Here is a 25,495-nt window from a genome sequence, read left to right as displayed (position 1 = left end):
ATGGCCCGCCGCATCGCCATCCTTCCTGACGCCGTGGCCGACCAGATCGCCGCGGGTGAGGTGGTCGAGCGCCCCGCGTCCGCCGTGAAGGAGCTGGTGGAGAACGCGCTCGACGCCGGCGCCCGGCACGTTCGGGTGGAGCTGGAGAACGGCGGTAAGACCCTCATGCAGGTGGGTGACGATGGCGCCGGAATGAGCCGCGAGGATGCCGTGCTCGCCATCGACCGGCACGCCACCAGCAAGGTGCGGAGCGTGGCGGACCTGGTCGGCGTCGCCACCTTCGGCTTCCGCGGCGAGGCGCTCCCGGCGATCGCGTCGGTCTCCCGCTTTTCACTCCTGACCGCCGACGGCGACGGGCTCGGCACCGAGCTCAGCGTCACCGGCGGGCGGCTCGACCGGGTGGCCGACGCCGTGCGGCAGCGGGGCACCACGGTCACGGTACGCTCTCTCTTCTTCAATACGCCGGCTCGCCGGAAGTTCCTCCGCTCGGCGGCGAGCGAGACCCGGGCCGCGCACGACGCGCTGGCCACCCTCGCGCTGGCGCATCCGGGCGTGGCGTTCGAGCTGGAGGCGGATGGCACCACACGGCTGGCGGTGCCGCCCGATCAATCCCCAGCCGAGCGGCTCGCCTCAATCTGGGGCCGGGACATCGCGGGGACACTGGTTCCGGTGTCCTACGCGGCAGGGGCTTTTCGGGTGGAGGGCTTCGTCCAGCGTCCAGGCGACGCCCAGCCCACCGGCCGCCGCACGCAGCTCTTCGTGAACGGCCGTCCATTCAGGGATCCGTTCCTCGTTCGCGCCGCGGAGGCAGGCTACCGCTCCGCCATCCATCCGGGTGACCGGCCCTCGATCTATCTCCGGATCGAGGTCGCTCCCGAGGACGTGGACGTGAACGTCCATCCGGCCAAGCTCGAGGTCCGCTTCCGCGACCGGATTGGAGTGGAGCGCGTGGTGGAGGAGGCCGTGCGCCACGCGCTGGGGGCGCTGGTGGCTGCGGCACCGATGGGCGACTGGCGCCCCCTCGCGGGGGTTGCCCATCTGCCTCCGGATCGCGGCGGGACGGAGATGGGCGAGCTGGTGCCCGAGCTCTTCGCCGCGCCGGACGACGAGTCGTCGCCCGCGAGCGGCGGCGGCGGATTCCAGGCGCCGCTGCTGCAGATGTTCGAGACGTACATCGTCTATCAGGCACCGGAGGGTCTGGTCATCGTCGACCAGCACTCGGCCCACGAGCGGGTGCTCTACGAGGCCGTGCTGGCCCAGTTGAGCGGGGTGGGCGCGCCGGCACAGCGACTCCTGCTTCCCCTCACGCTGGAGCTCACCGACGAGGAGCTCGAGGCCGTGGAGCTGCACGCGGCCGAGCTCCAGCGCGTGGGCTTCGAGGCGGAAGCGTTTGGCGGCCGCTCGGTCGTGCTCCACGCGGTGCCGTCGCCCCACCCGCGATTCGACGCGGGCGCCTGCTTCCAGGAGCTGGTGGCCGACCTGGCCCGCGGCCGGTTCGGCGGCTGGGCCAACCGGCTGGAACGCTTCGCCGCCACCTTCGCGTGCCGGGCCGCCGTGAAAGCCGGTGAGCACCTGGAACAAGAGGAGATGCGCGAGCTGCTGCTGCGACTCTTCGCGACCGATCTGCCGCCCCATGACGTGCATGGCCGCGCGACGATCGTCCAGTTGCCGCGTGAGGAGCTGGAGCGCCGGTTTGGCCGCCGCTAGGGTCCCGGTGCTGGTCGGCCCGACGGCGGTGGGGAAGACCGCCGTCGCGCTGGCGCTCGCCGCGCACTGGCCACTGGAGGTGGTGTCGGCGGACTCGCGTCAGATCTACCGGCGGCTCGACATCGGCACGGCCAAGCCCACCCGGAGGGAACGGAGCCGGGTGCCGCACCACGGTCTCGACGTGGTGGACCCGGGCGCACGCTACAGCGCCGGGCATTTCGCCCGTGACGCCGAGGGATGGGTCGCCGATATTCGCGCACGCGGGCGGCTCCCGGTAGTGGTCGGGGGCACCGGTCTCTACGTGCGGGCGCTGGCGGAAGGGCTCTTTCGGGAGCCGCCGCTCGATCTGGCGCGGCGCCGGGCTTTGGACGCGTGGACCGCGCGTCTGGAGGGACTCGAGCTGCTCCGTTGGGCCGGCCGGCTCGATCCCGGGTTTCAAGGCGGCGGACGCCAGCGGGCGGCGCGGGCCATCGAAGTCGCGCTGCTCAGCGGCTACCCGCTCTCCCACTGGCAGCGCGTGGCCCGGGCGCAGGGTGTTCTCGACCCGTGGTACATCGTCCTCACCGTGCCCCGGCCGGTGCTGCACCAGCGGATCGCCCGCCGCGCCGAGGAGATGGTGCGCCGGGGGCTGATCGAGGAGGTGGCCGCGGTGCTCGCCGAAGGGCACCCGCCGGGGGCGCCGGGGCTCGACGGGATCGGACTCCGTGAGGCGGTGGAGTACCTGCACGGCAGCCGGACGCGCGGGTCGGTGTCCGGCGCCATCGCCGTGAGCACCCGGCAGTACGCCAAGCGGCAGCAGACCTGGTTCCGCCACCAGCTCGGTGGCGCGGCGCTCACCCTGGACGCCACGCGCAACCCGGAGAAGGTCGCGCAGGACATTGCGGACGCCTGGAGTAGGGACGCCGGCCCGGTGCCGGCTCCCCGGACCCATACCGTGCGGGCACCATGAAACTGGGCATCACCTGCTATCCCACCTACGGCGGCTCGGGCGCCGTGGCCACCGAGCTGGGTCTGGCGCTGGCGCGCCGGGGCCACGAGGTCCACTTCATCACCTACGACGCGCCGTTCAGGCTGCGGGGCTACTCCGAGCGGGTCTTCTTCCATCAGGTGGAGACCCGCATGGGGCGGTATCCCCTGTTCGATCACTTCCCCTACACCCTGGCGCTCGCCTCCAAGCAGCACGAGGTGGTGGTGGCGGAGGATCTCGAGCTGCTCCACGTCCACTACGCCATTCCCCACGCTACGACCGCCTATCTCGCGCGCCAGATGCTCGCCCGCGAGCGTCCGCTCCGGGTGATCACCACGCTCCATGGCACCGATATCACCCTGGTAGGGCAGGAGTCGAGCTTTTATGCGATCACCAAGTTCTCCATCGAGCAGTCGGACGAGGTCACCGCGGTCTCTTCCTATCTGCGGGACGAGACCTACCGCGCCTTCGGCTGCGTGAGCTGCAACATTCGGGTGATCCCCAACTTCGTGAACCTGCAGGAGTACCGGCCAGGGGAGAGCGGCGGGCGGAGCGGTCTCGCGCCGGGCGACCACAAGCTCATCACCCACGTCTCCAACTTCCGGGAGGTGAAGCGGGTCAAGGACGTGGTCCGGGTGTTCGCGCGCATCCGCCGCGCCATGCCGGCGACCCTGGTCATGATCGGGGACGGCCCCGAGCGGGTGGACGCCGAGAACGAGGCCCGCGAGCTCAATGTCTCGCCCGACGTGCGCTTCCTCGGCCGGCTCGACTCGGTGGCCTCGCTGCTGCAGGTGAGCGATCTCTTCGTGCTCCCATCCCAAACCGAATCGTTCGGGCTGGCGGCGCTGGAGGCGATGGCCTGCGGCTCGCCGGTGGTCGCCAGCCGCGCCGGCGGATTGCCCGAGGTGGTGGACGACGGAGTGAACGGGATCCTGGAGCCGGTCGGGTCGGTCGAGGCGATGGGTCGGCGGGCCGTCGAGCTTCTCCGCGACCCGGTACGCCATGCCGCGATGCGCGTGGCGGCCATCGGCAAGGCGCAGGAGTTCTCGGCGGATCGGGTGGTGCCGATGTACGAGGCGCTTTACCAGGAGGTCGTCTCGTGAGCCCCGGTGCCGAGGCGGGTGTCCTCGGCAAGGCCGCGCTACTCGGGCTGGTCGAGGGGATCACCGAATTCATCCCGGTCTCGTCCACCGGGCATCTGATCGTGGTGAGCCGCTGGCTGGGCGAGGTCGACGAGCGGGCCAAGACCTTCGACATCTTCATTCAGCTTGGGGCCATCCTGGCCATCGTGTGGCTCTATCGCGCCCGGCTCAGCCATGCCGTGATCGCGGCCGGGCGCGAGCCCGCCAGCCGCCGGTTTCTCGCCAACCTGGTCATCGCCTTTCTCCCGGCCGCGCTGGTGGGTTTCGTGGCGCACGACTGGATCAAGGCGCATCTGTTCAACCCCGGCGTCGTGGCCGGCGCGCTGATCGTCGGCGGGCTCGTCATTCTGCTGATCGAGCGGTGGTGTCCGCCGACTCGCATCGACGTGGTCGGGGCCGTGCCTCCGGGCACGGCGCTCGGCGTGGGGCTCGCGCAGGTGCTGTCGCTCATCCCCGGAACCTCGCGGTCCGGCGCGACCATCATGGGCGGCTACGCGCTCGGGCTCTCCCGCACGGCGGCGACCGAGTTCTCCTTCTTTCTCTCCATCCCCGTCATGTCCGCGGCCACGCTCTACGACCTGCACAAGAGCTGGACCGCGCTCACGGCCGCGGATGCCCCGGCCTTTGCCGTGGGATTCGTCGTCGCGTTCGTGTCGGCGATCGTGGTGGTGAAGGCGTTCCTCGCCTACGTCTCGCACCACAGCTTCGGCGCGTGCGCCTGGTATCGCATCGCGCTGGGCGCGCTGCTCCTGGTGCTGCTGCGGTGAGCGACCCGGCGTTGCTCACGCTGGACCGGGTCGGCTCGACCATGGATGTGCTGCACGAGCTGGCCGAGGCGGGGGCGTCCGCCGGGGCGGCCGTGGTGGCCCGGGAGCAGACCGGTGGGCGGGGCTCGCGCGGGCGAAGCTGGGTGTCGCGCCGCGGGGGACTCTGGCTCAGCCTGCTCTACCGTCCAGGGGCACCCGCGGGACTCGAGTTGCTGAGCCTCAGGATCGGCCTGGCCGTGGCAGAAGCCCTCGAGCAGCTCGGCGCGCCACCGGTCGGGCTCAAGTGGCCCAACGATCTCATGCTCGGCGACCGGAAGCTGGGCGGCGTGCTGTGCGAAGCACGGTGGCAGGGGAATGCGCCGGGCTGGGTGGTGGCCGGACTGGGACTCAACGTGGCGAACGAGACGCCGACCTCGCTTCGTGCCGTCGCCACCAGGCTCGGCTCGGTGCTGCCCGGCGTCACGTCCGAGGACCTGGTGGCGCCGCTCTTGGCGACGCTCCGACGGATCGACCCCGACGCGGGGCCGTTGACGACGGACGAGCGGGACCGCTTTCGCCTCCGCGACTGGCTGCACGGGAGACCACTCCGCGCTCCCGCCGCCGGCGTGGCCGCCGGCCTTTCGGCGGACGGCGCGCTGTTGGTGCGCCTTGCGGCCGGGGCCACCACCGCGGTCCGCGCCGGGACCATCGAATTGGCCGACTCCCTCTCGCCGCCGTAACTTCGTCCATGCTCCTGACCCTCGACATAGGCAACACCGAGATCACCCTCGGCCTCTTCCGCGGTGGCGAGCTGGAGGGCCACTGGCGGCTCACCACCAATCCCGATCGCACGCCGGACGAGTGGAGCATCGCCACCGGCGACTTCCTCATCCAGGCCGGCCGCTCGCCCAACGAGGTCCGCGCCGTCTGCTTCGCGTCGGTGGCGCCGGCGGTCACCCAGAGCGTCATCCAGGGCGTCGCCAAGTCCACTGGGTGCACCGGGGTTGCGGTGGACGCGCGCTCTCCGCTTCCGGTGACCCTCGACGTCGACGAGCCGCTCAGCGTCGGCGCCGACCGGATCGTCAATGCACTGGCGGCGATCGAGATCTATCGCGCGGACACCATCGTGGTGGACTTCGGCACCGCCACGACATTCGACTGCGTGACCGCGGAGGGGCGCTTCCTGGGTGGGGTGATCATGCCGGGTCTCCGCACCGCGGCAGACCAGCTCACCCGCCGGACGGCCAAGTTGCCGGCTACCGAACTCACGGCACCGGCACGGGTGATCGGCCGCCGCACCGAGGAGTGCATTCAGGCCGGCGTGCTGTTCGGCACGGCAGACGCGATCGACGGACTGGTGCGCCGGATCCGCGCTGAGTGGCCGGGCGGCCAGCGGCCCGGCGTGGTCGCGACCGGTGGACTCGCCCCGGTGGTCGCACCGCTCACCACCAGCATCGAGCACAGCGACCCCGACCTCACGTTGCGCGGCCTTCGGATCGCGGCGGGCTACCTCGGGCTGCAATGGTGAGCTCCGGCCGGGCGGCGGGGTACCGCCTTCTCGGACCCCGGCTCGACTACCTCCTCCACCTGCGTCCCGCCGAGTGGCCGATCATGGCGGCGCACACGGCCGTCGGCTATCTCCTCGCGGTCGGAGTGGCGGGCGCCGTCGTGGGGCAGCGGATCGGACCCGCGGGACTTGGTCTCGTGCTCTGGGTGATCTGTCTCAACGGCGGTACCCTGGCGCTCAACAGCGCCTTCGACCGCGACGAGGGAGATGTCGCCTATCTCAGGCGTCCGCCGCCGCCGCCCCGCCGGCTGGCCGCATGGAGCCTGGCGCTCCTGGCGGCCGGTCAGATCGTGGCCTTCGTCCTGCCCTTGGGCTTCGTGCTGGCGTATGCCCTCTGCTTCGTGCTCTCGGTGCTCTATTCCGTGCCGCCGTTCCGTCTCAAGGCCGTGGCTGGGGCGGATTGGCTCATCAACATGTGGGGATTCGGCACCCTGACGCCGTACGCCGGGTGGGCGGCCACCGGCCGGACGGTGACCCCAGCAGGCGCGCTGGTCCTGCTCGCGTTCTGTCCCCTCTTCGCCTCGCTCTATCCGCTCACCCAGATCTATCAATTAGAGGAAGACACCCGCCGGGGCGACCGCACGCTCGCCTGCGTCCTGGGGGTGCGCCGGAGCCTCGACGCGGCGCTGGTGACCGCGCTCTTGGCGTTTCTCGTGTTCGCGGCGGCGGGCGTCCGCGCCGGCTGGCGAGCCACGGGCCAGGATCTCTGGCGCTGGGCCGGTCTGGCGCTCGCCTTCACGGCCTGGGTGGCGGTGTTGCTCCCTTGGCGCATGCGCTATACAAGGATGAATCCGGCCCAGCACCAGCGGGGGATGTACCTCGCACTGGGCGCCTGGGCTGTGACCGACGCGGTGGTGGTCGGGGCCTGGGGCACCTGACCGGGCCCTTGGCCTCACTGCCCGCGGGCCAGTATACTTGGGGCCCTAACCCCCTCCATGGAGCCGTCATGCACCCGGCGATGGACCTCCCTGCGGATTACGACGTCACCGACATCCCGTCGATCGTGCGGGGTGCCGTGAAGCTTGGCCTGCTCGAAGCGGTCGTGGTCCTGGTGTTCTCGCTGGTCTCCCGCTTTCTGCCCCACGGCCCGTTCGAGACGGCCGCCCAGGCAGTCATTCTCCTCGCCGGACTCTATGCCGTCACCCAGCTTCCCGGCCTGTGGACCCACGCACGCACCATCGAAGGCATCGCGGGCGCTGCCGGGATCGGCCTTGGTGCCTCTGTGGTCTTCCTGCTGATCGACGTCGCGCTGCTGCAGAACATCGGGACCTACAGCAACCGATGGTGGGAGATCGGTGGCGGGGCCATGTGGTGGTATCACCCGGTCTGGTGGATGGTGGGCACCTTCCTGCCCTGGATGGGCGCCTGGATCCTCGCCAACCAGGCCGCGCGGAATGGCCGAGTCTCGGCACCGGCCGGGTTCGGCACGGCGCTGGTTTTGGGAATCGTGGCTGCCGTCGCGGCGATCCTCCTGGGCTTTCCCGGCGCGCACTGGACGCTGGCGACGTTCGGGGTCGCCTTCCTTCCCGGGCTCGCGCTGGCCACGGCCATCACCAGCCTGGGGATGCAGCGCGCCTGACCTCATGCGCTGGTTGCGGCTCCTCTTCCGGATCTTCGGTTGGCTGCTCACGCCGTTCCTGGCGTGGGCAGCTTCGTTTTTCGGGGCGGTCGGCGGGGCGCTCATCGCCATGAAGCTGGCGGACCCGATCAAGGGGCTCGCCGTGACGGCGCTCTGCGGGGCGGTCGCCGGCTTCGCGGCACTCATCGTCTGGCTGGGATACCTCCGCCAGTCACCCGAGGTCCGGCAGGTGCTCGCGGTCAGGGAGGATGGGACGCCGGATACCACGGAGTTCGTGCTCCCAACCGTGGGCTCGCCGCCGTCGGAGCCGGGAGACTGATGCACACCGGGAGGGCTTCTATCCTGCTGCTCGCCGCGGGGCTTGCCTGTGGCCGTCGGCCCGAGGCTCCTGCCCGGCGGGAGGCGGCCGCGCCGGTGCCGCAGGATTCGCTCGTCGCCAGGGCTCCGGGCGGTGTCGAGGTCTGGTTCACGCTGGCCCGGAGCTCGACCGCCCGGGACGGGACCCACTGCGTCGACCGGACGCTCGAGATCCGGCGCGGCGCCTCGCGCATCCCGGTACCGCTGCTCTACACCGGTACCACGCCGACCATGGTCAACGACTCCACCATCCGCGCTACGCTCTCCGACCGCTGCCACCCGGGCGATGCCTATCTGGTCAACCTCCGCACCGGGCACCCGGTTCGGGAGCGCCCATGACGCCGCCGGCTCCCTCGCGGCTCGGCGGTGGACTCCGGAAGCTCGCCCTTGTCCTCGCCAGTCTGATGAGCATCGCGGCACAAGCCGCGGCCCAGGCCTTCGAAGGCCAGGTCGGGCATTTCTTCGAGGGTGATGGATGGACCGTGTATCGCGCCGGGCTGAGCCGGCCGGTGGGAAGCGTCTTCGGCATCGCCGGTCACGCGGACTACCTGGGACGGACGGGCGGAGGCCGGGGCGGTTTTGCCGGATTGGGCGCCGATGTCAGCGCGTTCCGCGGCGGGCGGCCAGGCCCCTATGTCATCGCGGGAGTCGGCGTGGGAATGGGCTCACCAGAGGACAACTCGTTCTCCAAGGCCTGGGCGTCCTGGTCGGCAGGGGCGGGCTACGAGCTGTTTCCGGCGTCTTTTCTCACGCTTGGCGCGGAAGCCCGCTGGCGTGCGATGACGCTCGACTCCAGGGAAGGGCCCGAGCTCACCGCCGGGCTCACCATCCGGTTCGGCGGGAAGCGCCGGGCGCCACTACCGGGGCAGCCGGGAGCCGTCTCCTCCCCAGGTGCCCGCGAGTCAGTTAGCCCACCGGCGCCCTCATCCTCAGAGGACGGCTCACGAAGCGGCGACGCGGCTCGCCTGGCCAAGTCGGTGGTCGCGACGGCGAGCGAGGTGATGGGGCGCCCCTATCAGTGGGGTGGCACCGGCGCCGGCGGGAGCGGGTTCGACTGCTCCGGGCTCATTCAGTACGCCTACGGCCAACACGGTGTCGCCCTCCCGCGCCGGAGCGTGGACCAGGCGCGCGAGGGCAGGGAAGTGTCCAGGGATCCAGCCAAGCTGCTTCCTGGCGATGTGCTCACCTTTTCCAACACCGGTCGTGCGGTCACCCATGTGGGTCTTTACGTCGGCGAGGGGCGTTTCATCCATAGCGCGACGCGCGGCGTGCAGCTCAGCACGTTGAGCGCCGACGATCCGTACGGCCGGTGGTGGTACCATCGCTGGGTGGGGGTGCGGCGGATCCTGCAGTAACGGCCGGCCGGTGCAAGCCGCTGGGGAAAAGCAGAGGGGGCATGTTTCGAAAGCACGCCCCCTCGGTCCGCCGGAAATCCGGCTACTGATGGGGCGCGTGCGCCTCGTGATTGTCGCCGGCCGGATGCGGCATGTTCATCGACTCGTGCTCCGTCCCTCCATGCTCGCCGTGCTCCATCCCCACCATGTCTCCTCTGACCTGCAGCGACGCGAGATCGCGCTGGTAGGTGGGATCCTGGGGATTGATCGACGGCCACTCGCTCATGTCGTCCGGTACGAACAGCCCCACCATATGCGCCATGGCGCCCTTGATCAGCGTCTCGCCGGTGGGGTTGTCGTACTCGCCGACCACGCGGTACCGGTGGTTGGCCTTGAGCGGCAGCCCGTCTCCGCTGACCCCGTAGAGCTTGCGGCTCACCTTGCTCACATGCCCGGCCGAATCGCGGGTCGCGACCACCTGGGTGATGACCTTCCCGGTTTCCGCGTCCTCCAGCCGTACCCGCACGCCGTAGTCGTGCATGTGACCGCCCACGCCCAGGAGCCGCCCTCCGACCGGAAGGGTGAACTCGAACGACTTGGTGGACTTGCCGGGTGGCACGTCGAACGTGTTGCTGCCTCCGACGGTCAGGTTCACATCCATGTAGATCGGCAGCGAATTCACCGGCCGCGGGTTCTGGTTCTTGGGGGTCCACAGCATGGTCAGCTTGAGAAAGACGCCATCGAGGTCCTTGCCGGTGTCGTTGTGCCAGGCGACGTACATGCCCAGCTTCATCCCCGGCCTCATCGGCACGCCGATGGTCTTGGGCACGCTGACCTCGTCATCGGTCTCGGTGCCGGCGCCCATCAGCCGCTCGGCGGCCGAGTAGACCAGTTGCCGCCGGCTGAAGTTGACCATGATGAGATGGTGCATGACGTGCTTCGGCACCGGCTGCCCCTTGGCGTTCACCAGGTCGACCCGGTAGCCGCGGAACCAGCCCTCCACCGGCCAGGCGAAGTGCTGCACCGGCGTGTCGTGCGACATGCCGTGATCCATCATGTTGTTGCCGGTCATCGGCGGCATATTGGGGAGATCGAACGGGCCGGCCGTGATCGTCAGCTCGTGCTTGGAGGAGTCGACGGCCACGAGGACAGTGGGCGCCGGATGCGGCCGCACCGGCCCGGACAGCATCGAGGCGAGGAGAAACGTGCTCCACAACATTTATGCAGCACTCCGCGACAAGGTAGTCAAGATCCAAGCGACATTGCGCCGCTTTCACCGGTCGGGCAACTTTCCCCGCCCGACCGAGACAACCGAACTGCCGTTGGCCCGCGCGGAACTTCTTGATGCGAGAAGGCAATGTCAAGCATGCATACGCGGGTGGCGGGGGCGCTCCTGCTTCTCCTCGCTTCGGGAGCTCCGTTGGCCGCGCAGGCGCGGCTCTTCCCCCGGGTGCCGAGCTTCGAGCTGCCCGAGGCATCGCCCAGGGTGCACGGTCTGGTGGGACGCCTCTTCTCCGCTCGCAAGGGCGACAGTCAGTTCGGTCGGGAGGCGGAGGCCGAGGTGGGGCTGGGCGAGAATTTCCCGGTGCTGGCGCTCCGGCGTGGACCTCGGCCGATCACCCTCGGGTTCGGGTCGCAGGTGTACGGCCGGTTCAGCCTGGGTGACTCCAAGAGCGCCCAGATCAGCAACGACTGGGTGGTAGGCCTCAACACGACGGCCGCGCTGGGACGCTGGGAGCTGACGGCCGAGGTGTACCACGAGAGCAGCCACCTGGGCGATGAGTACCGCGACCGGTTCGATGCCACCCGGCTCGACTGGACCCGGGAAGTCGCGGCGGGCTGGGCCAGCTGGCGTGCCGGCCCGTGGCGCCTGACCGGCGAGCTCAGCTACGCGCTGATCGATCAGCTCCGGCTTCCCCGGCCCGGCGCGGCGCTCGCGGTGGATTTTCGGAGCCGGCCGGTCGGGACCCTGCTCGGCGGGCAGGTTCGGCCGGTGGGTGGCGTCTATTTCGAGGGTGCGGCGGCCACCGACTGGCGGGTAAGTACGTCGGCCAAGCTGGGCATTGCGCTGGTGTCGGATGGGCGGGAGCTCGGGATCGCCCTCATCGCCCACGACGGGCTCTCCACCCAGCGCCAGTTCTTTCGGAAGGAAAGCCGCTACATCGGCGCCGAGCTGCGGTTCGACCTGTAACTCACCCTCGACTCCTGTCGCTCTGACCTGCCACCTGCCGCTGCGCGCGGATCGGCGCGGCGCTCGCTCGATCTTCCGCCAAAATGACCCGGTTTGACGGTCTCTCGATTGCTTCGCGGGCGGGGGACTCGGCGCTTGACAGACGAGAGCGAAGTCTTATCTTTGCCACAAGCTTGTTAGCACTCTACAATCTTGAGTGCTAAGCGATTGGCGCCGCAATGTCTTACCTAACATCTATCCAGCTCCAGCTGTGGAGGAAGCACGATGGCGACTGCGACGAAGAGCAAGCCCGCCCTGAAGATTCAGCCCCTGGAGGATCGGGTCGTGATCCTGCCGGCCGACGAGGCCGAGGCCATGCGCGGCGGGCTGTACATCCCCGATACCGCCAAGGAGAAGCCCACCCAGGGTGAAGTGCTGGCCGTGGGACCGGGCCGGGTCGAGAAGGGTGACCGCGTGCCGATGGAGCTCAAGGTCGGCGATCAGGTCATCTACGGGAAGTACAGCGGCACGCCCTACACCTACGAAGGCGACGAGTACGTCATCATCAAGGCGTCCGACGTCCTCGCCAAGCTCGGCTGATTCCAGCTCGCACCAACCCTAGGAGATCCGACAGATGGCAGCAAAAGAGCTTCTCTTCAATACCGATGCCCGCGCCCGCCTCAAGAAGGGCGTTGATGCGCTGGCCGAGGCGGTCAAGGTCACCCTCGGTCCCAAGGGCCGCAATGTCGTCATCGACAAGAAATTCGGCTCGCCCACGATCACCAAGGACGGCGTCACCGTCGCCAAGGAGATCGAGCTCAACGACCCGATCGAGAACATGGGTGCCCAGATGGTGAAGGAGGTCGCCACCAAGACGTCCGATCTGGCCGGCGACGGCACCACCACCGCCACCGTGCTGGCCCAGGCGATCTACCGCGAGGGCCTCAAGAACGTCACCGCCGGCGCCAACCCGATGGAGCTGAAGCGCGGCATCGACCGGGCCGTGGAGGCCATCGTCGAGCAGCTGCGCACGCTCTCCGTCCCCTCGGCCGGCAAGAAGGAAATCGCCCAGGTCGGCAGCATCTCCGCCAACAACGACAAGGAGATCGGCAACCTGATCGCCGACGCCATGGAGAAGGTGGGCAAGGACGGCGTCATCACGGTCGAGGAGGCCAAGGGCCTGGAGACCACGCTGGAGACGGTCGACGGCATGCAGTTCGACCGGGGCTATCTGTCGCCCTACTTCGTCACCGATCCGGAGAAGATGGAGGCCGTGGTCGACGACGGTTACATCCTGATCCACGACAAGAAAATCTCCTCGATGAAGGAGCTGCTCCCGGTGCTGGAGAAGGTGGCCCAGAGCGGCCGCCCACTGCTCATCATCGCCGAGGACGTGGAGGGCGAGGCGCTGGCCACCCTGGTGGTCAACAAGCTCCGCGGCACCCTCAAGGTCGCGGCCGTCAAGGCCCCGGGCTTCGGTGACCGCCGCAAGGAGATGCTCCGCGACATCGCGGTACTCACCGGCGGCCAGGTGATCTCCGAGGAAGTCGGCTTCAAGCTGGAGAACGCCACCCTCAACGATCTGGGCCGGGCCAAGCGGATCGTGGTGGACAAGGACAACACCACCGTGGTCGATGGCCGGGGCAAGGCCGACGACATCAAGGGCCGGATCAACGAGATCAAGGCGGCCATCGACAAGAGCACCAGCGACTACGACCGGGAGAAGCTGCAGGAGCGGCTGGCCAAGCTGTCCGGCGGCGTGGCGGTGATCAACGTCGGCGCGGCCACCGAGACCGAGATGAAGGAGAAGAAGGCTCGGGTGGAGGACGCGCTCCACGCCACCCGCGCGGCCGTGGAAGAGGGCATCGTTCCCGGCGGCGGCGTGGCGCTCCTCCGGGCGCAGTCCGCGCTCGACCGGCTCAAGGGCACCGAGGACGAGAAGATCGGCGTCGAGATCGTGCGGCGCGCGCTGGAGGAGCCCATCCGGGCCATCGCCCAGAACGCGGGCGCCGAGGGCTCGATCGTGGTGGCCAAGGTGAAGGAGTCGAAGGACAAGAACTTCGGCTACAACGCCCAGACCGACAACTACGAGGACCTGGTGAAGTCGGGCGTCATCGACCCGACCAAGGTCACCCGCACGGCGCTGCAGAACGCCGCGTCGATCGCGGGCCTGCTCCTCACCACGGAGTGCGTGGTGGTGGAGAGGAAGGAAGAGAAGCCGGCCCCGGCGGGTCCTCCGGGCGGCGGCATGGGCGGGATGTACTAAGCACCGCCGCAGTCGTGTGAGCGAATGCCCCGGGATGACTCCCGGGGCGTTCTTTTTCCCCTTGCCACGAGTGCATCATGCCACCACACCGGTTGGGCTTCACCGCCGAGGCCACCGAGTGCCATGTATTGCACCGTTCCCCGGTGCCGCGCGCGGCTGGCGGTCTATCGATCCCCACGGACTTTGACGAGTCCCTCGTCGCGCCATATGTTCTGCCGGAATCCTTCCCTTCCAATCGCTCCGGCCAGGCGAGGACCTCAGTGGTGGATCAGTCGATCGGTCGGCTCATCCAGACTGCGGAGGCCGGGGATGGGACCGCTGCGGACCAGCTCTTCGCGGCGCTCTACCACGAGCTGCACCGGATCGCCGAGCGCCAGCTCCATCAGGGCGGCTCGGATCTCACCCTCGGGACCACGACCCTCCTGCACGAGGCTTACCTGAACATCTCCGGTCGGGAGGGGGTTGCCTTCGCCAGCCGGGGGCAGTTCCTGGCCTATGCGGCGCGGGCGATGCGCGGACTGATGCTCGACTACGCGCGTCGTCGGCAGGCCAAGAAGCGAGGCGGCGAATTCCAGATCACGTCCTCGGGCGCCGACCTGGCATCCAACGAGGTGCGACCGGAGGAGCTGGAGCAGCTCGACGGCGCACTCCACACCCTCGCCGGCGTCGACCCCGCGCTGGCGCAATTGGTGGATCTGCACTTCTTCTGCGGTTTCTCCCTGGGGGAGCTCGCGGCGCTTCGGAACGTGTCGGAGCGCACCATGCAGCGCGACTGGCGCAAGGCACGACTGCTCCTGCACCGGACCATGCAGGATGCCTGAGGCATCCGGTCGGGTGGACCTGATGACCCGCGCCACCCCGGCCCTGATCGCCGCACTGGAGCGGCTGCTCGAACAGGCGTTGGACCTGGACCCCGCCGAGCGGGCCGTCTGGCTGTCCGAGCTCCGCGAACGCGAGCCAGAGCACGCGGCGGAGCTGGAGCGGCTGTTCGCTGCCGAGGGCGAGCTCGACCGCTCCGGCTTCCTGGCCCGGGGGCCCATCGGCCATGGGGATCGGCCGCCGGCCGCCCTCGCGGGCATGCGGCTCGGCGGCTACACCATCGAGCAGCCCCTCGGCCGAGGCGGGATGGGAACCGTATGGCTGGCCCGCCGCAGCGACGGACGCTTCGAGGGGACCGCCGCCGTCAAGCTGTTGAACCTCGCGCTGCTCGACCCGGTGGGCGCCGAGCGCTTCCGGCGCGAGGGAACGCTCCTCGCGCGAGTCAATCATCCCAACATCGCGCGGCTGCTGGACGCGGGACTCACCGGGGCCGGCCAACCCTATCTCGTGCTGGAGCGGGTCGAGGGCGAGCGGATCGACCGGCACTGCGACACCCTGCGTCTCCCGCCGGCTGGTCGGATCGGACTGTTCCTGGACGTGCTCGCGGCGGTGGGCCACGCGCACGCGAACCTGATCGTCCACCGGGACATCAAGCCGTCCAACATCCTCGTGACCCCCGACGGCACGGTCAAGCTGCTCGACTTCGGGATTGCCAAGCTGCTGGCGGAGGACGCCGCCCCCGCGGACCGCAGTCTCCTCACCGAGCAGGGCGGCCTCGCGCTCACCCCGGAGTACGCCGCACCCGAGCAGGTGCGCGGCGATCCGGTGACCACCGCGACCGACGTCTACGCCCTCGGCGTCCTGCTGTATCAGCTCCTCTCCGGACGGCACCCGACCGGAGATGCCTGCCGCTCGCCCGCCGACCATCTCCGGGCGATCACCGAGACCGAGCCCCGCCGCCTGAGCGCCGCAGTGTGGCCGGCCGGTGCCGGCGAGCGGGAGGCCTGCCGCGGGCAGGCTCAGGCGCGCGGCAGCACTCCCGAGCGGCTGCGACGGCTCTACCTTGGCGACCTGGACAACATCGTGGCCAGGGCGATCAAGAAGGATCCCGGGGAGCGTTATCCCACGGTGGCCGCATTCGCCGATGACCTGCGGCGATACCTTGCGGACGAGCCGGTCAGCGCGCGTCCTGACTCGCTCCGATATCGTGCCGCCAAGTTTACCCGTCGCCACCGCGCGTCACTTGCGGTAGCGGGCGCCATCGCTGCGGGGATGGTGTTCGCGACGGTGCGGGAGCACCGTCTCCGCGCGCTGGCAGAGGGGGAGACCCAGACGGCGCACGCGGTGGAGCAGTATCTGTTGACGGTCTTCGGCGCGTCGGATCCGTTTCTCCCCGGCGACACCAGCGCAGCCGCGAGCTCGGCCCGCGGGCTCCTCGACCGCGGCGCGGCCCGGCTCGACACCTCGCTCGCCGGGCAACCCGTGGTTCGCGCGCGGCTCCGAAGCTCCCTGGGTCGGGTCTACACCAACCTCGGTCTCTACGACGATGCGGCCATCCAGCTCGCCGCCGCGCTGTCGGAGCAGCGGGCGATCACGGGCGACCGGCACGTCGCCACCGCGGCGATCATCGACCAGCTGGGAGAGGTACGCGACCACCAGGGGCGGCTCGACGAGGCCGATTCGCTGCTGAGCCAGGCCGTGACCCTCCACCGCGCCCTGCTCGGCACCCAGGACACGGCCACCGCCGCGAGCCTGGAGCACCTGTCGGAGGTGCGCCGGGAGCGGAACGAGTTCGCCAGCGCCGAGGCGCTGGCACGCGAGGCGCTGGCCATTCAACGCGCCATCCACGGCGATAGCTCCCTGGCTACTGCGGACAGCAAGCGGATGCTGGCGGAAGTACTCACTGACCGAGGGGCCGACGCGGAGGCGGCACCGCTCTATCGGGACGCCCTCGCCGTGCAGGAGCGGCTGCTGGGAGCAAGCCACCCGCTCGCGGCCAAAACGATGTTCCACCTGGCACTGACCGAGCGGCGGCTGGGTCGGATCCCGGTGGCGGAGAGCCTCTACCGCCGGGCCCTCGCGGCCCAGCGGCGCACGCTGGGAGAGGACCATCCCATGGTGGCGGCCACCCTCAACGGACTGTCGGACCTGCTGCAGAAGGCGACGCCCAGGATGGAGGAGGCGGAAACGCTGCTCCGCCAGGCGCTGGCCATCAACCGACGCCGGCTCGGCGAGCACCACGTGGAGGTCAGCACGAACCTGGGGAACCTGGCGGTGATCGTGCGGGAGCGGGGGGATTTCGCCGAGTCCGAGCGGCTGCTCCGCCAGGCGCTGGCAATCGACGAGGCGACCTTCGGCCCGGAGCACACCTACGTCGGGTACGACCTGAACGAGCTCGCCTCGGTGCTCCGCATGCAAGGTCGCCCGGACAGCGCGGCGTCGATTCTCCGCCGGGTGCTGGCCCTGAACCGCCGCGTCTCAGGCGAAGGACACCGGAACACCTTGGCGGTGGAGGTACACCTGGGCCGGGCGCTGCGGGAGAGCGGGCGATTCCAGGAGGCGGCGACGTTGTTCCGGGAGGCGCTGGCCCGCCTCGAGCCCGACAACCCCGACACCGACCCCTTCCGGGTGCACGCGGCCATCGGCCTCGGTCGGAGTCTGGTCCAGCTCGGGGAGGCCAAGGAGGCACTGGGGATCCTGCAAGGCGCTTTGGAGGAGAGTACCCGAAAGCTCGGGCCCGACAACTACAGGACGGCAGAGGCCCAGCTTGGGGTGGGAGAGTGCCTCCTCGCGCTAGGCCGGCGCCGCGAGGCGGAAGCCTCCATGCTCGCCGCGCGCGCGATCATGGAGCCGCAGCGGCGTACCCAGCCCGTGCTGATGGCGGAGGTGGAGCGCGCGCTCCACCACCGAGGGAGCAGCCGGCGATGATCGTCGGCCTGTTCATCACGAACGATTCCAGGAGACCACGATGCTCCGTTCCGCTTCGCCTGTCCTCGCCATCCTGCTGACGACTGCCTCGCTGCCGAGCGTCGTGAGCGCCCAGAAGGTCTCGATCTCGCCGACCATCGGCGTGTACATCCCCACGTCCGAGCTGCTCAAGGCGGCCAATGGTGACGAGTTCAAGCAGGAGGTCGGGCTCGCCGTCGGCGGCCGGCTCGGCGTGGCCGTGAGCCCGCGCTTTGGGATTCTCACGAGCGTGACCTACGTGCCCAGCGACCTCAAGCTCGACCTCGCCACTGGCCAGCAGGTCAAGAGCAACGCCAATCTCCTGTTCGGATCGCTGCGAGCCACTTACTACATCCTGCCCCTAACCTCGCCGGTCTGGTTCAGCCTGAGCGGCGGCGGCAGTTACGTCCGGCGCAGCGGAGATGCCTACCAGGGAGCGGACGACAAGGACGACATCGGCGGCGTGGGCGGAGCGACGCTCGGCTTCCGCCTGGGCAGCGTGCTCAGCTTCTACGTGGCGGCCGACGACTACATCTACGGCACTCGAATCGACGAGACCACACTCGAGGCCGACAAGAAGACGCAGAACGATGTCCACCTTGCGATCGGGTTCGGCTTCCCCCTGGGACGGTGACGGTTGGTCGGCACGGAATCCGCGGTTAGACTACACTCGCGCGTGAGGAGCGGCGGATTCCGTCATCTCGGGAGGACATCGTGAGGTTCGGTTGGATCGTGATGGGGACGTTGCTGCTGGCGCCGGGCCTCGCCAACGCTCAGCAGGCGACGATCCTCGGCACGTGGAAGTTCGATCTCAAGCAGGATCAGAAGAAGGAAGGTCCCCGCATCGTGATCGTGCGCCCGGACAGCAGCGCGAGCTACGGCACCGAGACGGTCCGCTGGCGCGTCGTGGGTGACAGTTTGGCGCTCGCCCTGGGCGGCGAGTGGGTCAACTACAAGCTCAAGCTGAAGGGCAAGAATCTCACGCTCTCCGGCGGCGACCTCCAGGACCCGGTCGATTTCCAGCTGGTGGGTCCCCCGACTCCGCGGCCCGACACCGTTCCCGTTCCACCCGACCCCGACACATCCCCCTCTTGAGCAACGGCTAGAGCGACAGGCGGAGCTGCACTCGGCCTGGCGCCAGCACCGTAATCGGCGGTAGCGGCGCGTCCTGGTCGGCCACATGGAGCGCCCCGCCGAATCCGAGACGATGCAGCATCGGCGCCACCGTGGCCCGCGCCTCGGCCGCGCTGTTGCAGCGCTGGCTCAGGTGGGCCAGCACGATCACCCCGAGTCCCGGGTGGTGCAGCTCGGCGAGCAGCTCGGCGGCGGCCCGGTTCGAGAGATGGCCACCCGATCCGGCAATGCGCCGCTGCACCACGGGCGGGTAGCCACTGGTCCGCAGCTGCACTTCGTCGTGATTGGCTTCCAGCACGATGGCCGTCACGTCCCGCAACAGGTAGCGGACGGCGGCCGTCGGACGACCGAGGTCGTAGGCGACCCCGATCGATGCCCCGTCTCCGGCGCGGACCACGATGGCAAGCGGCTCGGCGGCATCGTGGCTGGTAGGGCAGGCCTCGACCACGAAGGGGCCCAGCTCGGCGCGAGCCGTGAGCCCGATCGGCCGATGCCCGGTGTCCCCCATCTCTCCGACCAGGCGGGCCCAGGTGCCGGGCGCGGTCAGCACCGGAACGCCGAGCCGCTGCGCCAGACGGGCGGCACCGCAGGCATGGTCGCCATGTTCGTGGGTGAGGGCGATGCCGGAGACCCGCTCGAGCGCCAGCCCCGCTTGCTCGGCCCGCCGTTCGATCTCGCGGGCGCTGAAGCCGGCATCGATCAGCAGCGCCTTGCCATCGGACTCGACGGCGCAGCAGTTGCCCCGGGAGCCGGAGCCGAGGACATACAGCGTCATCATCGGCCGATTCCCCGCGCGAACATCCGCCGCAGCGACTCGCGCCGCTCCGCGGAAAAAGCCACGTTGCGGCGGGCCAGCACCCGCTCGGCGACCAGGAGAAATCCCTCTTCCGTCATCCGCTCCTCCCCACCACTTCCCCAGGCGAATGGGGGCACGTACTTCGGTGGGTTCCGGCCGCCGAACACGTTGGCTCCGGCAGCGACCACCGTGCCGGTGGCGAGCAGGGTGCCGATGGCCGTCTTGACGTGGTCACCGAAGAGCGTGCCCAGGTTGATCCGGCCGGTCTCGATCCTGGTCCCGCCCGCCTCCAGCCGCACTGAGCCGTAGGTGTTCTTGAGGTTCGACGTCGTCGTACCGGCGCCGAGATTCACCCATTGTCCCACCACACTGTGCCCCAGGAAGCCCTCGTGGCTCTTGTTGCCGTATCCCAGGAACACGCTGGCGGAGATTTCGCCGTGCGCCCGGCAGTGCGGACCGAACGACGAGCCGCGGACGGCACCACCCAGGATCCGCGTCCCCGCGCCGACATAGAGCGGACCCTCGAGCCGCGCTCCGTGGCGGACTTCCGAGCCGGACTCCAGAACCACCGGGCCCTGGCGCACGTCGAACAGGACGCCGGGCTCCACCAGCGCCTCCCGGCAGCGGACGTCGGCTGGCTCACCCAGGACCAGGCTGCCTTCCGGCACCGGTCCAGCAGGAGCGGCGCGGAAATCGGCGCAATCGCCCGGGAGCAATTGCTCGAGCGCGGTGACCAGGTCGTACGCGCCGTGCAACAGCATTCCCTCGATCTCCAGCGCTGGCCCCTTCTCTGACGGGCCCTCCCACCGCTCGCCGGAGGGAACGATCCAGCCCACCGTGCTCGCCTGGTGGACGAGCCGCCGATGCTGATCGCCGGGGACTACCCGAGCGCCGGTCGGCGCGAATCGGGAGAGCCCCACGACGGCGGGCCCGTCGATGGGACCCACAGCCCGGACCGGAGGCGCGTCACCGTCGTGAAAGCCGTCGACGTGACTGCCGAGAATCGCCGCCGCGTCCGCGTCCAGGGCGGCCTCCCAGCGCTCGCGGATCCGCCAGGCGCCGGCCCTGAGCTCGCTGACCGGCCGCACCCCGGCGAAGGGAGCCCACGCCGCGTTTGCGGGCTCCGGCTCGAGCAGATAAAGCTGAGTCACGACTCCACGTCACGCACCGAGGGCGGCAACGCCTCGAGCAGCTGCTTCATCTCCGCCGCGCGCTCGGCCGCCATCACCAGGATCCGCCCGTTGGCGTGCACCACGATCAGCTCCTGCACGCCGCTCAGGACGATCGGCTCGCGGTCGGACCACACGATGCAGTCGTGGGAATCGTGCAGCACCGCCTCGCCCACGACCACGTTTCCGTTCGGGTCCTTGGGCCGGACCCGCGCCAGCGCCTGCCAGGTCCCGACGTCGTCCCAGGCAAAGGCGCCGCTGACTACGGCCACCGCGTCGCTCCGCTCCAGCAGTCCGACGTCGATCGAGATCGGCGTCACCTCCCGGAAGAACTTCGGCACGTCGCCGGCGAAGAGCGCGGGAAGGGCGGGCGCCACCTCAGGCGTGTGCCGGGCCACCTCGTCGAGCAGGCGCCGGGCAGTCCAGGCGAAGAGGCCGCTGTTCCACAGGGCGCCGGCGGCCATTAGATCGAGCGCCGTTGCCGCGTCCGGCTTCTCGGAAAACCGCGCGACCGTGCGCGCGGTCTCGTCCAGCGGAACTCCGGGTACCAGATAGCCGTAGCCGGTCTCGGGACGGGACGGCACCACCCCGACGCTCACAAGGCGGTCGTGCCGCCGGGCAGCCGTGAGCGCGGTGTCGGCCACCCGGCGGAACGCGGCCGCGTCGCCCACCGCCCAGTCGGCATGGAGCGAGAGCACTTCGGCATCGGGGTCGCGCCGCTGCGCCTCGTAAGTGGCCCAGATGAGCGCGGGGGCGGTCGAAGCCGCGCGTGGCTCGACCAGCAGGTTGGTGGATGAGAGCTTCAGCAGCTGCTGCAGCCGGGCCGCCAGCCCCTCGCCGGCGACCACCAGGATCCGATCCCGCGGAATCAATCCGGTGAGTCGCTCGACCGACTCCTCCGCGCTCGAGATCGACCCGGCGAGCGGGAGCAACTGCTTGGGCTGCCGTGGAGTGCTGAGAGGCCAGAAGCGGGTGCCCGAGCCTCCGGCGAGGAGCACGGCCCACCTCACGGGTGGAGGGCCCCGCGCCAGAGTGCCCAAGCGAGCAACCTGCGGAAGGCGATCACGATGGGCCGGAAGTTAGAGCAGCGCCGCGAGCGACGGGCGATGCTGCCGCAGATCGAAGAGCAGAGGTCCGATGTCCGCCTCGGGCGACGCGAGGACGGCCAGCCAGTCGCCGGTCCCGACCCGAGCCACCAGCAGCAGGCCGCCCTGGAACTCGAGCACGCCCGTGCTCAGCTCCCCGAGCGAGGCGCCGGCGCCCAGCCGTCCCGCGTGCTGCCCGAGTGTGGCGGCGAGCGCGGCAAGCGTCTCCGGCTCGAACGGTCCGGCGGACTGCTCGATCGGAAGGCCGTCGCCGCTGAGCAGCAGCACGCCGCTCACTCCGTCTCGCGCGGCGAGGCGCTGAACCACCGCTCCAAGACCGCTCATCGGGTGTGCGCACCTCCGGATCGGGGAATGGTGCGCAACGTAGGGACCGCATCAGGCGAAGTCAAGAAATGGTTTGAGGTTGACCGCTCTCTCTCCGGCCCTTAACGTTCCCGCTCACATGCACAGACTCCGTCTCCAAACGCTCCTGCTGTCGCTGGCGCTCGCCGCCGGGTGCAGTGACGCGAACAGCCTCCCCGACCCGACCATCGAGAATGCGGTGCACACCGTGACGATCGGCGCCCTGGTGGGCACGCCGATCAGCACGCCAAGCGCCTACTCGGTCGTGGACAGCGCCGTGCGGGTCGACCAGACGCCCGACTTCGAGTTCGCCTACAACGTGCAGGGCCCGGACAGCCAGAAAGTGTTCCTGCCGCGGGCGGCGCTCGGGCTGGTCTCGGGCACCACGGCCAACCCCGGGCTGCAGGCCCGCAGCGAGAGCTTCGACGGAATAACCGAGGCGCAGAGCAACGGATACGTCACCGATTCAGCGGTGCCGGTGAGTATAGGGCAACGCTTCATGCTGCGCTCCCGGGTGGTCTGCACCTCGCTGGGGGTTCCGCTCTACGGCAAGTTGGAGGTCCTCGACCTGGACAACAAGAGCATCACGTTCAAGGTGCTGGTCGACCGGAACTGCGGCTACAAGGGCCTCAAGCCCGGTCTCCCGGGCAACTGATCGTCCGTGATCGACCTCAAGCGACTGCGCCAGGATCCCGATGGGAGCCGCGCGAGCCTGCTGCGGCGCGACCCCGCCCTGAGCGTCGCGGTCGATGCCATCCTGGAGCTGGACCGCCAGCGCCGCGAAATGTTGCTCCGGGTGGAGACGCTCAAGGCCGAGCGCAACGTGGCAACCGAGGAAGTGGCGCGGCGGAAACGGGACAAGCAGCCCGCCGACGAGCTGATGGCTCAGCTCAAGGCGTCCGGTGAGGAGGTGAAGACGCTCGATGGGCGGCTGCGCGACATCGAGAGCGCGCTGGATGAGCGTGCCATCGCGCTGCCCAACTTTCCCTCCGAGCTCGTCCCCACTGGCGATGCCTCGGCCAACCGGGTGCTGCGCACCTGGGGCGAGCCACCCCGACTCGACTTCGAGCCCAAGCCGCACTGGGAGCTGGGCCAGACGCTGGGCATCCTCGACATGCCGGCCGGCGCCAAACTGACCGGCTCGGGCTTCCCCCTCTTTCGCGGGATGGGGGCTCGCCTTGTCCGCGCGCTTGCCGGGTTCATGCTCGATCTCCATACCCGGGAGCACGGGTACATCGAGATCGCGCCGCCCTATCTGGTGAACCGCGCCTCGCTCACTGGCACCGGCCAGCTGCCCAAGTTCGAGGAAGATCTCTACGCCGCCCCGGCGGACGATCTCTTCCTCATTCCCACGGCCGAAGTTCCCGTCACCAATGTTCATCGGGACGAGATCCTCGAGGCCGCCGATCTGCCCCGCGGCTACGTGGCCTGGACTCCCTGCTTCCGGCGGGAGGCCGGGGCTCATGGTAAGGACACCCGCGGCCTCATCCGGGTACACCAGTTCGACAAGGTCGAGCTGGTGCGCTTTGCCCGGCCCGCCGACTCGGCCGCGCAGCACGAGCTCATGACCGGACACGCCGAGACCGTGCTCCAGCGACTGGGGCTCCCGTACCGGGTGCTCGAGCTTGCCACCGGGGACACCGGCTTCGCCAGCGCCCGAACCTACGATCTGGAGGTCTGGGCCGCCGGCGTGGGCGGGTGGCTCGAGGCCTCGAGCTCGAGCACCTTCACCGATTTCCAGGCCCGCCGGGCCAACATCCGCTTCCGGCCGGAGCCAAGGGCCAAGCCGGAGTTCGTGCACACGCTCAACGCATCGGGCGTCGCCTTTCCGCGCACTATCATCGCCCTCCTGGAGAACAACCAAACGGCCGACGGGTCGGTGCGGGTGCCGGAGGCGCTCAGACCGTACCTCGGCGTCGACCGCCTCGCTCCCAGTGCGTAGCGACAGGCTGCAGCGGCTCGCACCCACCTTGGCGGTAGGGCTCGTGGCCCTGCTCGCCGGCCTGAGTCTGGGCACCGGGCTCCTGGTGCTCCGCCATTTTCGCTCCGACGCCTATGCCACCAGCCGGCTTTATTCCGGCGTGTTCGGCGGCCTCAACAATCCGCGGCCGGGCGCGGAGGCGGAGGCGCTGCTTCGGCTGGGCGCTCAGGTGCGCGCGCTCGGCCTGCCGCTGGTGGTCACCGATCGCACCGGCCGCGTCACCGCCGTGGCCAACCTGCCCTTCGAGGCGCCACCGGACGACCCGCGGATCAAGGCGCTGGTGCGGCGACTGGACCGGCAGAACCCACCGATTGTGGACGAGGCAATCGGCACGGTGCACTACGGACCGCTCCCGGCGCAGCGGAATCTGACCGCGCTGGCGGTGCTGCAGGGTCTCACCATCGCGATCATGGTGGCGGTCGCCGTCTTCGCCTACCGGAGCGCGATGTCCGCCCAACGAGACCGGCTCTGGGTCGCCATGGCGCGAGAGGCCGCGCACCAGATGGGCACGCCGCTCATGAGCCTGCAAGGTTGGATCGAGCGGGTGCGCACCCACGCAACCCCACCGCCCGATCTGGCCGAGCACCTGTCGGCAGACGCGGAGCGGCTGGAGCGGGTGGCCCAGCGGTTCGAGCGGATCGGCAATCCCGCCAAGCGCGAGCCGATCGGGCTCGGCGCGCTGGCCGACCGCGTGGCCCGCTACTTCCGGCCCCGGCTCCCGCGCCGGGCCAACCCCATCGAGCTCAAGCTGGAGGCCCCGGGGATGGGACCCATGGTCGTCGGGGACGCGGTGCTGCTCGAGTGGGCGCTGGAGTCGCTGGTGAAGAACGCCATCGACGCACTGCAGGGACGCCGCGGCACGATTATCCTGCGGGTCGGAGCCGAGCAGGGGATGGGCGAGATCCGGGTGATCGACGATGGACCCGGCGTCGCGCGCGAGGTGCGGCGCGCCATCTTTCAGCCCGGCATCAGCAGCAAGCAAGGTGGCTGGGGGATCGGACTCGCCCTGTCGCGGCGCGTGGTGGAAGACGCGCATCGCGGCACATTGGCGTTGGAGCAGACGGACAAGGGAGCCAGTTTCGTGATTCGCATTCCATTGGCGGCGCAGGCGGCATGATCGATACCTCCGGACCGGAGCTGCAGCACGCGCTCAACCCGGCGCAGCGCGAGGCGGTGGAGCACGTCCACGGCCCGCTCCTGGTGCTGGCCGGTGCCGGGTCGGGTAAGACCCGGGTGCTCACCGCCCGGATCGCCCTGCTGATCGACCGGCACGGCGTGCCGCCCGAGCGGATCTTCGCCGTGACCTTCACCAACAAGGCCGCGGGCGAGATGAAGGAGCGGGTGGGCCGCTTGCTGGCCCGGGATCC

The 25,495-nt window shown here is 69.8% G+C and carries 27 protein-coding genes; 22 read left to right on the top strand and 5 right to left on the bottom strand.

The annotated features are described in order from the left end of the window. From mutL to VHR41_17720, 11 genes are all read left to right on the top strand, one after another. A complete protein-coding gene (gene mutL / locus VHR41_17770) occupies nt 1-1,707 on the top strand; it encodes a DNA mismatch repair endonuclease MutL (GenBank protein HEX3236048.1) in 1,707 nt (568 codons plus the stop codon). After that, complete coding sequence (miaA, locus tag VHR41_17765) at nt 1,694-2,656, top strand: tRNA (adenosine(37)-N6)-dimethylallyltransferase MiaA (GenBank protein ID HEX3236047.1); 963 nt, start codon at nt 1,694-1,696, stop codon at nt 2,654-2,656. Before mutL ends, miaA begins: the two co-directional genes overlap by 14 nt. Beyond that, nucleotides 2,653-3,777: an N-acetyl-alpha-D-glucosaminyl L-malate synthase BshA gene (bshA, locus tag VHR41_17760; protein HEX3236046.1), complete on the top strand. Its 1,125-nt coding sequence runs from the start codon at nt 2,653-2,655 to the stop codon at nt 3,775-3,777. The genes miaA and bshA overlap by 4 nt, the downstream gene beginning before the upstream one ends. Beyond that, complete coding sequence (locus VHR41_17755; protein HEX3236045.1) at nt 3,774-4,583, top strand: undecaprenyl-diphosphate phosphatase; 810 nt, start codon at nt 3,774-3,776, stop codon at nt 4,581-4,583. The genes bshA and VHR41_17755 overlap by 4 nt, the downstream gene beginning before the upstream one ends. Further along, nucleotides 4,580-5,302 carry a biotin--[acetyl-CoA-carboxylase] ligase gene (locus tag VHR41_17750; protein ID HEX3236044.1) on the top strand — a complete coding sequence of 241 codons (723 nt, stop codon included), beginning with the start codon at nt 4,580-4,582 and terminating at the stop codon, nt 5,300-5,302. The genes VHR41_17755 and VHR41_17750 overlap by 4 nt, the downstream gene beginning before the upstream one ends. 8 nt (nt 5,303-5,310) lie before the next feature. Further along, the gene (locus VHR41_17745) at nt 5,311-6,090 is read left to right on the top strand and encodes a type III pantothenate kinase (protein HEX3236043.1); all 780 of its coding nucleotides are present in this window, start codon (nt 5,311-5,313) and stop codon (nt 6,088-6,090) included. Next, on the top strand, nt 6,084-7,007 hold the full coding sequence (locus VHR41_17740; protein ID HEX3236042.1) for a UbiA family prenyltransferase: 924 nt from the start codon (nt 6,084-6,086) through the stop codon (nt 7,005-7,007). The genes VHR41_17745 and VHR41_17740 overlap by 7 nt, the downstream gene beginning before the upstream one ends. Nucleotides 7,008-7,075: 68 nt before the next feature. Further along, nucleotides 7,076-7,708, top strand: coding sequence for a hypothetical protein (locus tag VHR41_17735; GenBank protein ID HEX3236041.1), 633 nt, complete (start codon nt 7,076-7,078; stop codon nt 7,706-7,708). A gap of 4 nt (nt 7,709-7,712) precedes the next feature. After that, on the top strand, nt 7,713-8,027 hold the full coding sequence (locus VHR41_17730) for a hypothetical protein (protein HEX3236040.1): 315 nt from the start codon (nt 7,713-7,715) through the stop codon (nt 8,025-8,027). Further along, nucleotides 8,027-8,404 (top strand): hypothetical protein, encoded by a 378-nt coding sequence (locus tag VHR41_17725; GenBank protein HEX3236039.1) that lies wholly within the window; start codon nt 8,027-8,029, stop codon nt 8,402-8,404. The genes VHR41_17730 and VHR41_17725 overlap by 1 nt, the downstream gene beginning before the upstream one ends. Beyond that, nucleotides 8,401-9,420 (top strand): C40 family peptidase, encoded by a 1,020-nt coding sequence (locus VHR41_17720; GenBank protein HEX3236038.1) that lies wholly within the window; start codon nt 8,401-8,403, stop codon nt 9,418-9,420. The genes VHR41_17725 and VHR41_17720 overlap by 4 nt, the downstream gene beginning before the upstream one ends. A gap of 82 nt (nt 9,421-9,502) precedes the next feature. Here VHR41_17720 and VHR41_17715 read toward each other — a convergent pair whose 3' ends face one another. After that, nucleotides 9,503-10,618 carry a hypothetical protein gene (locus VHR41_17715; protein ID HEX3236037.1) on the bottom strand — a complete coding sequence of 372 codons (1,116 nt, stop codon included), beginning with the start codon at nt 10,616-10,618 and terminating at the stop codon, nt 9,503-9,505. 138 nt (nt 10,619-10,756) lie between these two features. On the opposite strand from VHR41_17715, the gene VHR41_17710 reads away from it, so the two are divergent. The 7 genes from VHR41_17710 (at nt 10,757) to VHR41_17680 (ending at nt 18,695) form a co-directional block, all read left to right on the top strand. Beyond that, nucleotides 10,757-11,590 carry a DUF1207 domain-containing protein gene (locus tag VHR41_17710; protein ID HEX3236036.1) on the top strand — a complete coding sequence of 278 codons (834 nt, stop codon included), beginning with the start codon at nt 10,757-10,759 and terminating at the stop codon, nt 11,588-11,590. A gap of 294 nt (nt 11,591-11,884) precedes the next feature. Continuing rightward, the gene (locus VHR41_17705) at nt 11,885-12,169 is read left to right on the top strand and encodes a co-chaperone GroES (protein HEX3236035.1); all 285 of its coding nucleotides are present in this window, start codon (nt 11,885-11,887) and stop codon (nt 12,167-12,169) included. A 34-nt stretch (nt 12,170-12,203) separates the two neighbouring features. Continuing rightward, complete coding sequence (groL, locus tag VHR41_17700; protein HEX3236034.1) at nt 12,204-13,835, top strand: chaperonin GroEL; 1,632 nt, start codon at nt 12,204-12,206, stop codon at nt 13,833-13,835. 263 nt (nt 13,836-14,098) lie between these two features. Then, nucleotides 14,099-14,656 (top strand): ECF-type sigma factor, encoded by a 558-nt coding sequence (locus VHR41_17695; GenBank protein HEX3236033.1) that lies wholly within the window; start codon nt 14,099-14,101, stop codon nt 14,654-14,656. Continuing rightward, nucleotides 14,649-17,582: a tetratricopeptide repeat protein gene (locus tag VHR41_17690; GenBank protein ID HEX3236032.1), complete on the top strand. Its 2,934-nt coding sequence runs from the start codon at nt 14,649-14,651 to the stop codon at nt 17,580-17,582. The genes VHR41_17695 and VHR41_17690 overlap by 8 nt, the downstream gene beginning before the upstream one ends. 40 nt (nt 17,583-17,622) lie before the next feature. After that, nucleotides 17,623-18,234, top strand: coding sequence for a hypothetical protein (locus VHR41_17685; protein ID HEX3236031.1), 612 nt, complete (start codon nt 17,623-17,625; stop codon nt 18,232-18,234). 80 nt (nt 18,235-18,314) lie between these two features. Further along, nucleotides 18,315-18,695 carry a hypothetical protein gene (locus tag VHR41_17680; GenBank protein HEX3236030.1) on the top strand — a complete coding sequence of 127 codons (381 nt, stop codon included), beginning with the start codon at nt 18,315-18,317 and terminating at the stop codon, nt 18,693-18,695. Between the two features lie 7 nt (nt 18,696-18,702). On the opposite strand, the gene VHR41_17675 is transcribed toward VHR41_17680, so the two are convergent. The 4 genes from VHR41_17675 to VHR41_17660 all read right to left on the bottom strand — a co-directional run bounded on the left by VHR41_17675 (nt 18,703) and on the right by VHR41_17660 (nt 22,129). Then, nucleotides 18,703-19,512, bottom strand: a complete 810-nt coding sequence (locus VHR41_17675) for an MBL fold metallo-hydrolase (GenBank protein ID HEX3236029.1) — start codon at nt 19,510-19,512, stop codon at nt 18,703-18,705. After that, nucleotides 19,509-20,681 (bottom strand): putative sugar nucleotidyl transferase, encoded by a 1,173-nt coding sequence (locus tag VHR41_17670; protein HEX3236028.1) that lies wholly within the window; start codon nt 20,679-20,681, stop codon nt 19,509-19,511. Before VHR41_17670 ends, VHR41_17675 begins: the two co-directional genes overlap by 4 nt. Next, entirely contained in the window at nt 20,678-21,697 is a 1,020-nt protein-coding gene (locus tag VHR41_17665; GenBank protein HEX3236027.1) for a sugar phosphate nucleotidyltransferase, read from the bottom strand. Before VHR41_17665 ends, VHR41_17670 begins: the two co-directional genes overlap by 4 nt. A gap of 81 nt (nt 21,698-21,778) precedes the next feature. After that, entirely contained in the window at nt 21,779-22,129 is a 351-nt protein-coding gene (locus VHR41_17660; protein ID HEX3236026.1) for a roadblock/LC7 domain-containing protein, read from the bottom strand. A 118-nt stretch (nt 22,130-22,247) separates the two neighbouring features. Between VHR41_17660 and VHR41_17655 the strand changes: the two genes are divergently transcribed. The 4 genes from VHR41_17655 to VHR41_17640 all read left to right on the top strand — a co-directional run. Continuing rightward, nucleotides 22,248-22,802, top strand: coding sequence for a hypothetical protein (locus VHR41_17655; GenBank protein ID HEX3236025.1), 555 nt, complete (start codon nt 22,248-22,250; stop codon nt 22,800-22,802). A 6-nt stretch (nt 22,803-22,808) separates the two neighbouring features. After that, entirely contained in the window at nt 22,809-24,089 is a 1,281-nt protein-coding gene (serS, locus tag VHR41_17650; protein HEX3236024.1) for a serine--tRNA ligase, read from the top strand. Then, nucleotides 24,082-25,245 (top strand): HAMP domain-containing sensor histidine kinase, encoded by a 1,164-nt coding sequence (locus tag VHR41_17645; protein ID HEX3236023.1) that lies wholly within the window; start codon nt 24,082-24,084, stop codon nt 25,243-25,245. Before serS ends, VHR41_17645 begins: the two co-directional genes overlap by 8 nt. Beyond that, nucleotides 25,242-25,495: UvrD-helicase domain-containing protein (locus VHR41_17640; protein HEX3236022.1), on the top strand; the 254-nt coding region annotated here is incomplete at its 3' end. The genes VHR41_17645 and VHR41_17640, both read left to right, overlap by 4 nt.

It is taken from the genome of Gemmatimonadales bacterium, assembly GCA_036265815.1.
Taxonomy (GTDB): domain Bacteria; phylum Gemmatimonadota; class Gemmatimonadetes; order Gemmatimonadales; family GWC2-71-9; genus CAVVWJ01.
Note: the sequence above shows the minus strand (reverse complement) of the source record. Positions and strands in the feature narration are given on the sequence as shown.